This window comes from Lactobacillus corticis (genome assembly GCF_018327645.1).
In the GTDB taxonomy this organism is placed as follows: Bacteria; Bacillota; Bacilli; order Lactobacillales; family Lactobacillaceae; genus Lactobacillus; species Lactobacillus corticis.
Genome location: NZ_BMAY01000007.1, coordinates 46727 through 62197, shown reverse-complemented (window position 1 = coordinate 62197; position 15471 = coordinate 46727). Strand labels below are relative to the sequence as shown.

Annotated in this window: 10 protein-coding genes; 9 read left to right on the top strand and 1 reads right to left on the bottom strand. The window is 40.9% G+C overall.

Annotated elements, in window-relative coordinates:
* The first annotated feature begins 86 nt into the window (after window positions 1-86).
* Genes KI210_RS05665 through KI210_RS05650 form a run of 4 tightly spaced genes read left to right on the top strand, consistent with a single transcriptional unit; the run spans window position 87 to window position 3976 of the window.
* Window positions 87-1097, top strand: a complete 1011-nt coding sequence (locus KI210_RS05665; RefSeq protein ID WP_212780933.1) for an ABC transporter ATP-binding protein — start codon at window positions 87-89, stop codon at window positions 1095-1097.
* A gap of 3 nt (window positions 1098-1100) precedes the next feature.
* Entirely contained in the window at window positions 1101-2087 is a 987-nt protein-coding gene (locus tag KI210_RS05660; RefSeq protein ID WP_212780932.1) for an ABC transporter ATP-binding protein, read from the top strand.
* 2 nt (window positions 2088-2089) lie between these two features.
* The gene (opp4B, locus tag KI210_RS05655) at window positions 2090-3049 is read left to right on the top strand and encodes an oligopeptide ABC transporter permease (RefSeq protein WP_212780931.1); all 960 of its coding nucleotides are present in this window, start codon (window positions 2090-2092) and stop codon (window positions 3047-3049) included.
* Between the two features lie 15 nt (window positions 3050-3064).
* A complete protein-coding gene (locus KI210_RS05650) occupies window positions 3065-3976 on the top strand; it encodes an ABC transporter permease (RefSeq protein ID WP_212780930.1) in 912 nt (303 codons plus the stop codon).
* Between the two features lie 148 nt (window positions 3977-4124).
* On the opposite strand, the gene KI210_RS05645 is transcribed toward KI210_RS05650, so the two are convergent.
* Window positions 4125-5531: an APC family permease gene (locus tag KI210_RS05645; RefSeq protein ID WP_212780954.1), complete on the bottom strand. Its 1407-nt coding sequence runs from the start codon at window positions 5529-5531 to the stop codon at window positions 4125-4127.
* Window positions 5532-5796: 265 nt separating this feature from the next.
* Between KI210_RS05645 and KI210_RS05640 the strand changes: the two genes are divergently transcribed.
* The 5 genes from KI210_RS05640 (at window position 5797) to KI210_RS05620 (ending at window position 15450) form a co-directional block, all read left to right on the top strand.
* A complete protein-coding gene (locus tag KI210_RS05640; protein ID WP_212780929.1) occupies window positions 5797-7872 on the top strand; it encodes a putative ornithine decarboxylase in 2076 nt (691 codons plus the stop codon).
* A 15-nt stretch (window positions 7873-7887) separates the two neighbouring features.
* The gene (locus KI210_RS05635) at window positions 7888-9156 is read left to right on the top strand and encodes a methionine gamma-lyase family protein (RefSeq protein ID WP_212780928.1); all 1269 of its coding nucleotides are present in this window, start codon (window positions 7888-7890) and stop codon (window positions 9154-9156) included.
* A gap of 386 nt (window positions 9157-9542) precedes the next feature.
* Window positions 9543-11306: an oligopeptide ABC transporter substrate-binding protein gene (locus KI210_RS05630; RefSeq protein ID WP_212780927.1), complete on the top strand. Its 1764-nt coding sequence runs from the start codon at window positions 9543-9545 to the stop codon at window positions 11304-11306.
* Window positions 11307-11788: 482 nt separating this feature from the next.
* Window positions 11789-13552: an oligopeptide ABC transporter substrate-binding protein gene (locus KI210_RS05625; protein WP_212780926.1), complete on the top strand. Its 1764-nt coding sequence runs from the start codon at window positions 11789-11791 to the stop codon at window positions 13550-13552.
* 125 nt (window positions 13553-13677) lie between these two features.
* A complete protein-coding gene (locus KI210_RS05620) occupies window positions 13678-15450 on the top strand; it encodes an oligopeptide ABC transporter substrate-binding protein (RefSeq protein WP_212780925.1) in 1773 nt (590 codons plus the stop codon).
* Window positions 15451-15471: the final 21 nt, after the last annotated feature.

The window sequence follows — 15471 nt, the reverse complement described above, 5'->3', positions numbered from 1 at the left end:
ATTGCTTTCTGGTTATAATTAGTCCATATAATTAAGAAAAATAAAACTCTTTAATGTTCATTAAAGGTTCGGATGGAGGAATGACCTTGGAAAAGCAGAGTGATCTATTATTAGACATTCAACATTTGCATACCGGCTACCGGCTGCAAGGTAAATTTTATGATGCTGCTGACGATGTCAATCTAACTCTGAAACGCGACGAGATACTGGCGATTGTTGGGGAGTCTGGTTGTGGCAAGAGTACGATTGCTGCCAGCATTATTGGCTTGTACGATCACAAAAATACAAAGGTCACCGGCGACATTCTTTATAATGAATTGAACCTGGTTGGCTTGAATGAATCCTTATTTAATAAGATTCGTGGGGACAAGATTGGAATGATCTTCCAGGACCCTTTGGCCAGCCTTAATCCTTTAATGCGGGTTGGCGATCAAGTGGCAGAAACGCTATACTACCATACAGATATGGATGAGAAACAACGCCATGAACGAGTAATTGAGTTGTTTAATCAAGTTGGCATGCCTCGCCCAGAAGAAATGTACCGCATGTATCCGCATGAATTGTCAGGTGGCTTGCGGCAGCGGGTGGTTATTGCGATGGCAATTGCCTGCAAACCCGAAATTATCATTGCTGATGAACCAACTACGGCTTTGGATGTAACGATTCAAGCCCAAATCCTTGACTTGCTTGAAGACATCCAACGCGAATCTCACTCAGGCATTATCTTAATTACTCATGACTTGGGCGTTGTAGCCGAAACGGCTGACGAAGTAGCGGTTATGTATGCTGGTCAAATAGTAGAAAAGGCAGACGTCAAGACTGTCTTTAGCCATCCATTACATCCATATACCAGATCTTTGTTGAATTCCATGCCTCAAAGTGATGATGAAGAACAAGATTTGCACGTTATTCAAGGGACTGTACCTTCACTTAAGAATATGCCTCGTGAAGGTGACAGGTTTGCAGCCAGAATTCCGTGGATCCCTGAAAGTGAGCATGAGGCAGATCCAAAAGTACACGAAGTTGAACCTGGTCACTGGGTAAGATGTACTTGTTGGAAGAACTTCCACTTTCAAGAAGAAGCTAGCGGGGAGTAAAGAATGTCAGAAGAAATCATCCAAATAAAAGATTTAAAAGTTCACTATCCAATCCGTTCAGGTTTCTGGAACCGAATTACTGATTACGTACGGGCCGTTGATGGTGTCAGCTTCTCAATTAATGAAGGTGAGACATATGGCTTGATTGGTGAATCAGGTTCTGGAAAGTCGACGACGGGTAAAGCAATTGTCGGTGTTGAAAAAGCTACCGGTGGTGAAATCCTTTATAAGGGCGTTGACATCACTAAAGCTTCTAACCGTCGCAAACTAAACTACAATAAAGATGTCCAAATGATTTTTCAGGATTCAATGTCTAGTTTGAATCCTCGTAAGCGAATCGAAGATATCATTGCTGAACCAATTCGCAACTTTGAAAACCTAACTACCGACCAAGAACGTGATCGAGTTCAAGAATTGCTTGATATTGTTGGGATGCCTAGCGATGCAATTTACAAATACCCGCATGAATTCTCTGGTGGTCAACGTCAAAGAATTGGGGTTGCTCGGGCAGTTGCAACTAACCCTAAGTTAATTGTGGCTGATGAACCAACTAGTGCCTTGGACCTGTCTGTGCAAGCCCAGGTGCTGAACTTTATGAAGCACATTCAACAACAATATGGCATTGGTTACTTATTTATTTCTCACGACTTAGGCGTAGTTAAGCACATGTCAGAAAACTTAGCTATTATGCACCGCGGTCGTTTAGTTGAAATTGGTTCACGGGATGAAATTTATAAGCACCCAGTTCACATTTATACCAAACGTCTCCTTTCGGCAATTCCACAAGTTGACGTCGACCAGCGTGAAGCTCATAAGAAGCACCGTGAAGCCGTTGAAAAGGAATTCCAGGAAAACCAATCAAAGTGGTATGACAAAGATGGAAGAGTTTACCCACTCCAAAAAATTGCACCAAACCACTTTGTTGCTTTGCCAGCTGATGAAGCAGAAGCTGCTAAAGTACGAGAAGCAAAAGAAAAGGAGCGTAGTTAAGCATGTGGAAAACAATTTTACGGCGATTGCTGATCATGATACCGCAGTTATTAATTTTAAGTCTGCTGGTATTCGTCTTGGCTAAAATGATGCCTGGTGACCCATTTACGGGGCAAATTAACCCTAACATGGATGCCAAAACCATTGCTCACTTAAAGCAAGAGTTAGGCTTAAATGATCCGGTTTGGGTTCAATATACCCGTTGGGTGGGTGATTTGTTCCATGGTAATTTGGGGCAAAGTTACACGCAGCACGTATCTGTTTTATCCTTAATTTCAGATCGGGCAGTTAACACTTTTTGGTTATCACTTTTGACCACGATCCTGACTTATGCTTTAGCAATTCCGATGGGGATTTCTGCTGGGCGTCACCAAGATGAATGGCAAGATCAAACAATCCAAATTTTTAACTACTTCACTTTTGCCATCCCTGGATTCGTATTCTACATCTTAGGACTTTGGCTCTTTGGTTTTACTTTAGGTTGGTTCCCAATTTCTGGTTCTGTTTCCGCTAGTGCGCATGGATTCTGGGGAGTTGTGGGAAGTCGACTTTACCATATGATTCTTCCGGCTATTTTATATGCTTTAATTACGACAACCAGTATCGTGCAGTATTTGAGAACTGGGATCGTTGATAACAAAGTTGAAGATTACGTTCGGACGGCCCGTAGTAAAGGGGTTCCAGAAAATGTCGTCTTTAACAAGCACATCTTGCGGAATTCAATGTTGCCAATCGCAGCCTTCATGGGTACGACCATTACCGGTTTGCTTGGCGGATCAATGATCATTGAAACGGTCTTCAGTTACCCTGGTATGGGTAAATTGTTCTTAGACTCAATCAGTCAACGTGACTATTCAACCTTGACAGCCTTGATTCTATTATTTGGAATCTTGACCTTGATTGGTAACCTGTTATCTGACATCATTATGAGTCTGATTGACCCAAGAATTCGGGTTAAATAAGGGGAGGAGAAAGAAATGGCAAAAGAAAAAAAGCAAAATAATGCAAAGACCGCCAAGGCTTCTCTTCCACCTTCAGGTTTAAAGGTGGTTTGGCGAGAAATTTGGAAAGATAAAGTTGCCCGCTTAGCCTTCTTTGTAATCGTAGCAATCTTGTTGTTAACTTTCGTTGGTTCTTTATTCTTGAATCAAGGAAAAATAACCGAAATGAATGTCCTTGATTCATACTACGGCTGGGGCCAAAATGGTCACCTTTTAGGAACCGACGACGGTGGTCGTGATATTCTTAATCTATTGATCATGGGTGGACGAAACTCCATCCTGATTGGTCTTTCAGTAACTTTGATTACTGAAATTGTCGGTTTAGTTGTTGGATTGGTTTCTGGTTACTATGGTGGTACTATTGATGCGATTATCATGCGGATAGTTGACTTCATTCAAGTTTTGCCACAGTTGCCAATTATCATTGTTTTAACTACGACCATTAACAACTACAACGCCTTTACCCTGGTATTATTGATTGCGATGTTTGGTTGGACAACCACTGCTCGGTATTACCGGTCATTCATCTTGTCACAACGTGGACGAGATTATGTTTTGGCTTCTAAGACTTCAGGGTCTTCTGACTTTACAATTATGTTTAGAGAAGTTTTGCCAAACATCACTTCGATGATTATTATTGACGTGGTTTTGACGATCGCTGGTAATATCGGTATTGAAACCACGTTGTCATTCATCGGTTATGGTTTACCATCAACCACGCCATCATTGGGTACTTTAATTGGTTATGCTAATGACCCAGTTAACGTTATTAACCGGCCTTGGCTCTGGTTGCCGGCCACGATCATGTTATTGCTTATTTCCTTAAGTATTAACTATATTGGTCGAGCTTTGCAAAGAGCTGGGGATGCTCGTCAAAGAGAAAACTAATTATAAAATAGAACATAAAATAAAGAGGACTAGCAATAGTCCTCTTTATTTATGCTGTAGCTTGCTTTTAAGAACCGTCTATACGAAAGAATGATTGCCGTGACTAAATTAAGGCATAATAAAAAAGCCATCTTAGATGGCTTTTAATTTACGCCTGCTTAGCTTCTTCTCGCTTGCGCAGCCAAGGTAAGAGGAAGCCTAATCCAAAGAGCACTACAACGGTGATGATATTAAGCAGCAACTGGTGATTGAAGGCGTGGGTTCCTAGTTCCACGTTTTGTGGAATAAAACCAAGGGTGGCACAAACAAAGGTGAAAATGAAACACCACCAACCGACACCCAAGGCAGCCTTGCGGTTCTTGATAAAGACATAATCTGAATGATAGCGTTCTTCATGCCATCTCATGGCAATGAAAGCAAAGAATACCCAACAGGTCTTGTATGGCGAAATTATCCCGTTAACATTCAACAACCAATTATAGATCGTATTAATGTTTGGCAAGGTCCCCGTTAACAATAACAGGAACAAGCTTAAACCAGCCGTAGTAGTATAACTGTGAATAGGGCGACCATGCTTATCTTTCTTAGTTAACCATTTTGGCATAAACTTATCAGCAACGTCACCAGCGAATACCCGGCTTGAAGCGTCCAGTAAGACTGCCAGTTGGGCCATCATGAAGATAGCTTGGACAACGGCAAAAATATACATTAAGGTATCGCCCCAACCCAAGCTGTGCCCTAATAACTGGAAGGCATAGTAAGGACCATTCATCTTGAAGTCATGCGGAATGTGGTGAGCGTTGAAGAACATGGCCAGGGCCAAAGTCCCAAAAATGGTCAAGAATCCGGTCATAATTGCCAGCATCCACATTGCCTTAGGAAAGTCACGTTTAGGATTGCGCATTTGGGAAACATACGGTGCCGCCAGTTCAGCCCCGGACATGGCAAAAATTAACAAACCAGTAGTTGAGAAATAATTTAAGCTGAAAGATGGTTTGAAAGCAGCTAAATTAAACGGTTGGGTGGCAATAGGGTGGCCGTGCATGATGGCATAACCGGCCAAGAGCACGAACAGCATTGACATAATAAACATGGCTCCGCCACCAATCAGTGACAGAATTTCCAATGAGTTCTTCAAACGATTTTCAAGCAGGATGAACAATAGAATTATAATGAAAGTTAAAAGTCCAAAACTGGCCGTTGACATCCGCTTGCCCAGTCTATTGTCGCCTAAGATGATCCAACTAAAAGAAACAATCACTGAATTAGAAACGTCGACAATATATGGGACGCTCTGTACCCAATACATCCAAGAGGTCCAGTAACCGAGCGTGTCATTAGTGCTCCGTCTGACCCAGGAGGCAAGTCCGCCTTCTTGATTATCAAAGGTTAAACTCATTTGACTACTAATCAAAGCATACGGTACAACGTAGGATACAAATAAGAAAATCCACGAAACTACTACCGATAAACCTTGGTTTTGAAATGGGTAAAAAATATTTTCAAAACTTATAATCGTAACAAAGTCGATTAATGCAATAACCGGCCAACTCATAAAGTGTTTTTTATCCGGTTCTAAATTAAAATTATCAGCTTCCACTTAAATATCCTTTCTGGAAAAATAGTTAATTAATTCTTTCCAGTCAAGACCTGGAGGCTGCTTTATCCAAAGCGATGGATCATAAATCACTTGTCTAATACCCCTCAATATCGATATAATCAAAGCCGTAATGTCCTCTAATTGAAGAGAGCATACTTGACAGATTGTAAAAGGTTTAAACTATATTTGCAATAGTTTTGAATGATAGGAAGCAGAAAAATTGAATTTTCTAAAAATTGCCCTCGGGCAAAACGTTTCAGTGAAACCGGGTACATGGGAAACTGTCTCGCTATCCGCGCAATTGCCGGCTGCCGAGTTGGCTGCAATTGTGGTGAGCCGCTTAGATGATCATGGTTTAGACGTTGCTAAATCGTTAATTGCTGCGAGTGCCTTGCCAATTCCGCTGCTAATAGCAGAAGACAACTCTGAAACTGAAATTGCGGCAGCAGCTGAAAAATACCAAGCTTCAGTTTTGCCTGGATTTTTAACTGATCTGATTAAATTTGCAGAAAATCGCCCAATTAGTTTTACAACCCCAGGCCATCACAATGGGCAGTATTATGATAAGCATCCCGCTGGCCGATTGTTTAACAACTTTTTCGGCAAGAACTTAATGTTTGCGGACACTAGTGATACGGTGGCTGAATTAGGCGATACGATGACCCATGCTGGTACGCCACTAACGGCTGAACAAAAAGCAGCCCAAACGTACCATGCTGATAAGGTTTACTTTTGTACCAATGGGACGACCAGTTCGAATTCGATTTGTGCTTCAGCAGTTTTAAGACCAGGGGACTTGGCACTGTTTGATCGTAATAATCATAAATCGCTTTATAATAGTGCTCTGGTCATGAGTGGTGCCAAACCAGTGTATGTTCCGACAGATCGGAATGCTCTAGGTTTAATCGGCGAAATGGATCCGGAAGCTTTGACTGAAAAAAATTTGCGCCAGCAGGCCGCGCTAGTCGATCCTGAAAAGGCCAAGGCCAAGCGTCCATTTAGGCTAGCAGTCGTACAGGCGGAAACTTATGACGGCGTTTTTTATAAGGCAAAATGGATTATTGATCGAATTGGCAAATTATGCGACTATATCCTATTTGATTACGCTTGGGGCGGATTTGAACAATTTGTGCCGATTATGACGGAATTATCACCGCTAAACCTGCAACTAGGCCCAGATGATCCGGGAATTTTGGTGACCCAATCCTTACACAAACAACAGGCCGGGCTAGCTCAGACTTCGCAAATTTTGAAAAAAGATAGCCATATTAAAGGACAAAAACGCTATGTTGACCATAAGCACTTTAATAATGCCTACTTAAAGTTTGTGACCTCGAGTTATTCTTACCCAATTTATGCTTCACTGACCGTAAATGCCTATCTAACAGCAGGCACGCCTAATCGGCAGTGGTGGGCTGAAACCCTGCGTAACGGCATTGAATTCAGAAAAGCTTTATTAGCAAAATCCAAGTTGTTTAAACCACTCGTTCGGCCAGACTTTGCTGAAATTCCAACGGCTGATTTGATGGCCGATGCAAAATATTGGCAGTTAAATCCGGCTGATGCTTGGCATGGTTTTAAACGAATTGCGCCAGGCGAGGCTATGCTTGATCCGCTGAAGATTACGATTAAAACGCCGGGAATTGATGTTGCCCAAGCCAAGTATGAAGAAACTGGCATCCCGGGTGCCGTTGTTGGAAAATTTTTAAAGGAGCACCACATAATTAGGGCTAAAGATGATTTAAATTCGCTGCTCTTCTTATTGACGCCGGGAGATAGCAAAGAAGAGCTCACAGCCCTCTTGAATTGTCTCTTGGAATTTGAACAATTATATTTGAGTGATGCGCCATTAAGCACTGCTTTGCCTAATTTGACTAAAGAATTTCCAAAACGGTATCAAGGCTACACGCTGCCGCAGTTATGCCAAGAGATTCATGAATATTATCGCAAGCATCAGACCTTTACCTTGCAGCAGGACCTATTTGCTAAACCAGATATGCAAAATTATCAAATGACTCCAGCTTTGGCTGACCAGCTTTTTATGCATAATGAAAGTGAATTAGTTGACCTGAGTCAGGTTGTTGGCCGCGTGGCTGCCGAAGGGGCTTTACCTTATCCGCCAGGAGTATTTATTGTGGCTCCAGGAGAGAAATGGACTAAGTTAGATCAGGCTTATTTCCAAGTCTTAGCCGGTGCCATTGAAAAATTCCCAGGTTTTGTACCGGAAATTCAAGGCGTCTATTTAACAGAAAACAATCATGGCCTTAAAGTTCAGGCTGAAGTTTTAAAAAAGTAAAGATAGGAGTTTATTATGTCACATTCGTGGAAAGCGGAATTGCCAGAAGAGCTGCAAGAAAAGGTTGCTAAAGTCGATAAAATGATTGCTCCGCGGTTAGCAGAGATTGATGAACAAGTACTCTATAACCAACAACGGGTTCTTAACCTGTTTAGAAAGCATCACGTTGGCGAGGAAGATCTAGTTCCTTCAACTGGTTATGGTTATGATGATATCGGCCGTGATAAGCTGGAGGCAATTTATGCCGATTATTTCAAGGTTGATGATGCCTTAGTTAGACCGCAATTTGCCTCCGGCACCCACGCCATTTCAACGGCTTTGTTCAGCATGCTGCGTCCCGGGGACACTTTGTATTACCTCACTGGCACTCCCTACGATACGATTCAGGAAGTAATCGGTTTAGCTGGTGATAAGCCCGGTAATATGAGTGAATATGGAATAAAATTTAAAACTACAGAGCTATTGGATAATGGTGAGGTTGATTATCAGCATGCTGAAAATGATCTGGCAGATCCCTCAATCAAGGTGGTTGCCATCCAGCGCTCCCTAGGATATGCCGTCCGGGCTAGTTTCACGGTGGCCAAAATTCGCAAGATGATTTCATTTGTCAAGCGAGTTCGCCCAGATGTAAATATTTTTATTGACAACTGTTATGGTGAATTTTCAGAAACTGAGGAACCTACGTTCTTTGGCGCCGATCTGATGGCAGGATCCCTTTATAAAAATGCTGGTGCCGGATTAGTTAAAAGCGGAGCTTACCTAGTTGGACGCAAGGACCTAATTGAAGGTGCCGGTTCACGGCTGACTGTTCCAGGTGCCGGCAAGGGCGAAGGAGCAACCTGGGGCTATTTAAGAGACATGTACCAAGGCTTCTTCATGGCAGCTCATACCACGGGAGAGGCGCAAAAAGGCATGGTCTATGCTGCAGCTCTTTGTGCAGAAATGGGCATGGATGTAGCACCAAAATGGGATGAACCAAGAACTGATATTGTTCAAACCGTTAATTTTGGCGAACCTGATCCGATGGTGAAGTTCTGTGCTGCTATTCAGCACTTTTCACCAATGAATTCTTTTGTTGATCCGATTCCTTACCATCAAGATGGTTATGAGGATGAAGTCGTGATGGCTTCTGGGAGTTTTGTGGAAGGGTCCACTATTGAATTATCTTCAGATGGCCCTTTGCGCCCACCATACCGCCTATACATTCAAGGCGGATTATCTTATGCCCATGCTAAGATTGCCATTACCCAGGCAGTAAATGAAACCTTTTATCAAAATAAATAAAGAAAAAGCAGCCTAGGCTGCTTTTTCTTTTAGTTATAAATGAGATTAGTTGCAATTTGAAATAGATAATTAAACTTGCCTTTCATAAGAGACAAGCAAATATTCATTAACCAGCATCAGATAGGTCTTGATAAGTCATGATTTTTCCAAAATAATGATAAAGATCCCTGTTTAAGCAAGTAAAGATGATAAAAACAAAAAAATGATTCTGCAGTGAAAAAGCTTGAAACATCAAGCTTTTTTCTTGTTAATAAGCTCAATGTGAGACTTTATATTAGCAAAATTTCCAAAATATGAAAATAATTAGTAAAAAGTGTTGCAAAAATTTGTTTCTACTGGTAGTATTTAATCATCAACTTGATCCAAACCAATGGAGGAAGAAAATTATGAAGGTATTTAAAGCTTTAGGATCTGTTGGAGTCCTTACCGCAGCAGCATTAACTTTAGCTGCTTGTGGCAACTCCTCATCAAGTAATAACGACAGTGGCGCAAAAGAAGCCAAGAAGTTCTCAGATCATACCAAGACTGCTTCTGTTAAAAAAGGTGGCACTTTAACAGTAGCGATCGAAACTGACACTCCTTTTACAGGAATTTTTAACGAAGAATTGTCAGATTCAGCTATTGACTCTAGTGTTTATCAATACGGTTCAGAATCACTTTTTGCAACTGATGATAATTACAAGATTAACAATAAAGGGGCTGCTACCTTCAAGCTTGACCGTAAGGCCAAGACCATCACAATTGAAGTTAAGAAGGGCGTTAAGTGGTCAGACGGCAAGCAAGTAACAGCCAAAGACGTTGAATATGCTTACGAAATCATTGCCAACAAGAACACTAAAACTTCTAGATACACTGATTCTTTGCAAGATATTGTTGGCTTGTCTGAGTATCACTCTGGCAAGTCAAAGACAATTTCCGGGATCAAGATGCCAGATGGCGAAAATGGGCGGAAAGTGGTAATCCACTTTAAGGAAATGCGGCCAGGGATGCTGCAATCAGGTAACGGCTACTTCTGGGAATATGCCGCTCCTTACCACTACTTAAAGGATGTTCCATTCTCTAAATTGCAATCCAGCGATAAAGTTCGGAAGAACCCGCTGTTTTACGGCCCTTACAAGCTGCAAAAGCTGGTTCGTGGTCAATCAGTTACTTGGGTACCTAACAAGTACTACTGGAAGGGTACGCCAAAGCTTTCAAAGATTACGGCTTCGGTTGTGTCGCCAAACTCAGCTTCACAAGCAATCAAATCTCATAAATTTGATGTTATCGATGTTGTAAACTCGCAATGGAAACAAGTTAAGAACACCAAGAATGTTAAGTTCATTGCTAATATCCCGCTTTCATATTCTTACTTAGGATTTAAAGTTGGTAAGTGGGATTCTAAGGCTGGCAAGAACGTCATGAATAAGAATGCCAAGATGAACAACAAGTCCTTGCGTCAGGCAATTGCTTATGCCATGAATATCGATGAAGTGGAAAAACACTACACTTCAGGTTTGACTTTCCGGGTTAACACCCTGATTCCAGAACAATTTGGTAAATACTACAACAGCAATATCAAGGGCTACAACTATAACTTGAAGAAGGCCGAAAAGCTTTTAGATAAGGCTGGCTACAAGAAGAAGGGCAAGTGGAGAGTTCAGCCAAACGGCAAGCCATTGACTATACATTTAGCCGCCATGAGTGGTTCATCAACCCAAGAACCAATTATCCAAAACTACATCCAACAATGGAAGAAGATTGGTTTGCATGTGGTTTTGACTACGGGTAGATTGATTGAATTTAACTCATTCTATGACAAGGTTGAAAATGACGATGCCAATGTTGACATGTTTATGGCTGGTTGGAGTTTGTCAAGCGAACCTTCACCAAATGACTTGTACAACGAAAAAGCGCCATACAACTTTACTCGGTTCGTAACTAAGAAGAACAGCCAATTGTTGAAGGACATTGATAGTACTAAGGCATTCAATACTTCATATCGGGTAAAGAAATTTAAGGAATGGCAAAAATACATGTTTGATGAAGCTTACGTTGTTCCAACAGTTAACGCATACTCAATTACAGCTGTAAACAGCAAGATTGCAAACTACTCATTGAAGCCTTCAGCAAGCACTGGCCTTTGGGCAAGAGTGGGCTACACCAAATAAAAAATCCAAAAAATCCTCAAAATACATCCAAAATATTAACAAACAATCCATTAGCAAAAAGACAGGCACGCAATTGCGTGTCTGTCTTTTTTAAGCAATTTAAAAATAAGACTTCCAATTCGTTAAAATATTTAAGTATTGTACCAGCCTTATATTATTATGACTTGGTCAGTTATTACAAGATTTAATAAAATGGTCTTTTAATAGTACAGAACCATGGCAAATTAGATAACAAATCACATATTTTATTAGAATAATTCAGCGTGAAATTAAATTCAAGCTTTAGTTATATAAAGCAATAGTGTAGCATGGTGGCGCAGCTTATTCCGATTTATTATCAATGAAAATGTGATCATATTCAGACCTTTTAGTGAATAAATGACCAATTACTTAAATTTATTAATGCAATTGCTTGCATTATTTTCAAAGAGTTGATAGTATTTAATCATCAACTTGCTCCAGAATGATGGAAGGAAGAAATCATGAAGGTAATTAAATCACTTGGATCTGTTGGCGTTTTGACTGCCGCAGCCTTGACTTTGGCAGCGTGTGGTAATTCTTCAAACAGCAATAACAACAGTGCTGCTAAGGAAGCCAAGAAGTTCTCTGATCATACCAAGACAGCTTCAGTTAAGAAGGGTGGAAACTTATCTGTTGCTGTTGAAACTGATACTCCATTTACTGGAATTTTTAATGAAGAATTGTCAGATTCAGCTACTGACTCAGAAGTCATGCAATATGGGTCAGAAGGGTTATTTGCAACTGATGACAATTACAAGATTAATAACAAAGGTGCAGCTACCTTTAAGCTTGATCGCAAGGCCAAGACCATCACAATTGAAGTTAAAAAGGGCGTTAAGTGGTCTGATGGCAAGCAAGTGACTGCTAAAGACGTAGAATACGCTTATGAGATCATTGCTAATAAGAACAGTACTTCAGACCGTTACACTGAGTCCTTACAAGATATTGTAGGGATGGAAGCTTACCACTCTGGCAAAGCTAGCTCGATTTCTGGGATCAAGATGCCTGATGGTGAGAATGGCCGCAAGGTCGTAATTAGTTTTAAGGAAATGAAGCCAGGGATGAAGTTCTCTGGTAACGGCTACTTCTGGGAATATGCCGCTCCTTACCACTACTTAAAGGATGTTCCATTCTCTAAATTGCAATCCAGCGATAAAGTTCGGAAGAACCCGCTGTTTTACGGCCCTTACAAGCTGCAAAAGCTGGTTCGTGGTCAATCAGCTACTTGGGTACCAAACAAGTATTACTGGAAAGGTACGCCAAAGCTTTCCAAGATTACAGCTTCAGTTATTTCACCAAACTCAGCTTCACAAGCAATCAAATCACACAAGTATGACATTGCCGCTGTAGTAAATTCACAATGGAGTCAAGTAAAGAATACCAAGAAGGTTAATTTTGTTGCCAACATTCCACTTTCATACTCTTACTTAGCCTTTAAGGTTGGTAAATGGAATGCTAAGTCTGGCAAGAACGTGATGAACCAGAATGCTAAGATGAACAACAAGTCTTTGCGTCAAGCAATCGCTTATGCAATGAATGTTGATGAAGTAGAAAAGCACTACACTTCCGGCTTGTCATTCCACATCAAGACTTTGATTCCACAACAATTTGGTAAATACTACGACAGCAGTGCCAAGGGCTACAACTACAACTTAAAGAAAGCTGAAAAGATCTTGGACAAGGCTGGCTACAAGAAGAAGGGCAAGTGGAGAGTTCAGCCAAACGGCAAGCCATTGACTATTCACTTGGCAGCCATGAGTGGTTCATCAACCCAAGAACCAATTATCCAAAACTACATCCAACAATGGAAGAAGATCGGTTTGCATGTTGTTTTGACTAGCGGTCGCTTAATTGAATTCAACTCATTCTACGATAAAGTACAAAATGATGACGCTAACGTAGATATGTTTATTGCAGCTTGGAGCTTGTCAAGTGAAGCCTCACCAAACGACCTGTACAATGAAAAAGCACCATTTAACTACAGTCGTTTTGTAACCAAGAAGAATAACCAATTATTGAGCGACATTGATTCTGAAAAGGCCTTCAACGAATCTTACCGTACTAAGAAGTTCCATGAATGGCAACAATACATGAATGATGAAGCATATGTTGTTCCGCTTTACAATTCATACTCAATTAACGCCGTTAACAGCAAATTGGCAAACTACTCATTGAAACCTTCAGCAAGTGTTGGCTTATGGGCAAAAGTTGGATTTACTAAGTAAATATTAATGAAAAACAGGCATCAGTTGGATGCCTGTTTTTTGTGTGTTTGAAAGCGCATAAATTTAATGATATGATGGTTTGCATCAACTTGTTCCAATATTTGTGTATGATATTGGAGGTTCTTATGAAGAAAGGACATGTGCTGGGAAGTGTCTTTGCGCTTTCAGCGACAGCACTTTTATTGTCTGCCTGTGGCAATTCCCAAACTAGCGATCGGGATGAAACTAAAACAGTTGCTCGTTTTAGTTCTACGGTACCCCAAAAAAAGGCTAAAAAGGGCGGTACTGTGAAGGTTGCCGTGGTCACCGATACGCCGTTTACTGGAATTTTCAATGATGAATTGCAAACCGGTGCGACTGACTCAGAAGTCATGCAATATGGGGACGAATCCCTTTTTGCTACAGATGACCACTATCGTTTCACCGATCAGGGAGCAGCGACAATTAAGATTGACCAAAAGGCCAAAACTGCTACTGTAACCATCAAGAAGGGCGTCAAGTGGTCAGATGGCAAGCAGGTTACTGCTAAAGATTATGAATATGCTTATGAAATTATTGCCAACAAGGCTACTAATTCTCAGCGCTATTCTGCTAGCTTAGCAAACTTAGAAGGCTTGGCAGAATACCGGGCAGGTAAAGCTAAGACGATCTCTGGCTTTGAAATGCCAGATGGTGAAAATGGTCGCGTTGCAGTTTTACATTTTAAGACCATGAAACCAGGTATGAATACCTCCGGGAATGGCTACATTTGGGAAGCAGCCGCACCATATCACTACTTAAAGGATGTTCCTTTTGCAAAATTGCAATCAAGTGATAAAATTCGCAAAAAGCCATTATTCTTCGGACCATATAAGTTAGAAAAATTGGTACGGGGACAATCGGCAACCTGGGTGCCAAATACTTACTATTACAAGGGGCAACCGAAAATTGCTAAAATTGTTGCCAGTGTAATTTCGCCTAACTCGCTGGCGCAATCAATCAAGTCAAACAAATTTGATGTTGCCAGTGTGATTAACTCGCAATGGTCACAGATTAAGGGCACCAAAAACGTTAACTTTATTGCCAATATTCCGTTAGCTTACTCCTACTTGGGCTTTAAAGTAGGTAAGTGGGATGCCAAAAAAGGCGAAAACGTCATGAACCCTAAGGCAAAAATGAACAATCGGGCTCTTCGTCAAGCGATTGCGTACGGCATGAATGTTAACCAAGTTTACAAGCACTATAATTCTGGGCTTTCATTTAGAATCCCAACTTTGATTCCTAAACAATATGGGGCTTACTTTGACGATAGTGTTAAGGGATACAGCTATAACATTAAGAAGGGTAATCAGCTTTTAGATGAGGCTGGCTATAAGAAGAAGGGGACTTACCGCGTTCAACCAAATGGTAAGCCGCTAACCATTAAATTGGCTGCCATGACTGGAAGTTCTACCCAAGAGCCAATCATCCAAAATTACATTCAGCAATGGAAGAAAATGGGTCTGCATGTGGTCTTAACTGGAGGCCGCTTGATTGAGTTCAATTCCTTCTACGACAAATTGCAAAATGATGATCCAAATGTTGACATGTTTATTGGTGCCTGGTCGCTTTCTAGTGAACCATCGCAAAGCGATTTATATGCCAGAACAGCTCCGTTTAACTACAGCCGTTTTGCATCTAAGGAAAATGATAAACTATTAGCGGAAATGGATTCAGCCAAATCATTTAACCAAAATTATCGGGTTAAGGCTTTCCATGAATGGCAACAATACATGAGTAAAGAGGCATATGTTGTGCCAGTTGCTAATAGTTATGATATTAAAGCAATAAACAAAAATATTACTGGTTATTCATTGCGTCCTTCAAAATCAAATGGCAATGGCTATCCAAATTGGTACAATGTTGCCCTAACCAAGTAAATATTTCAGTAAAAGAGCACT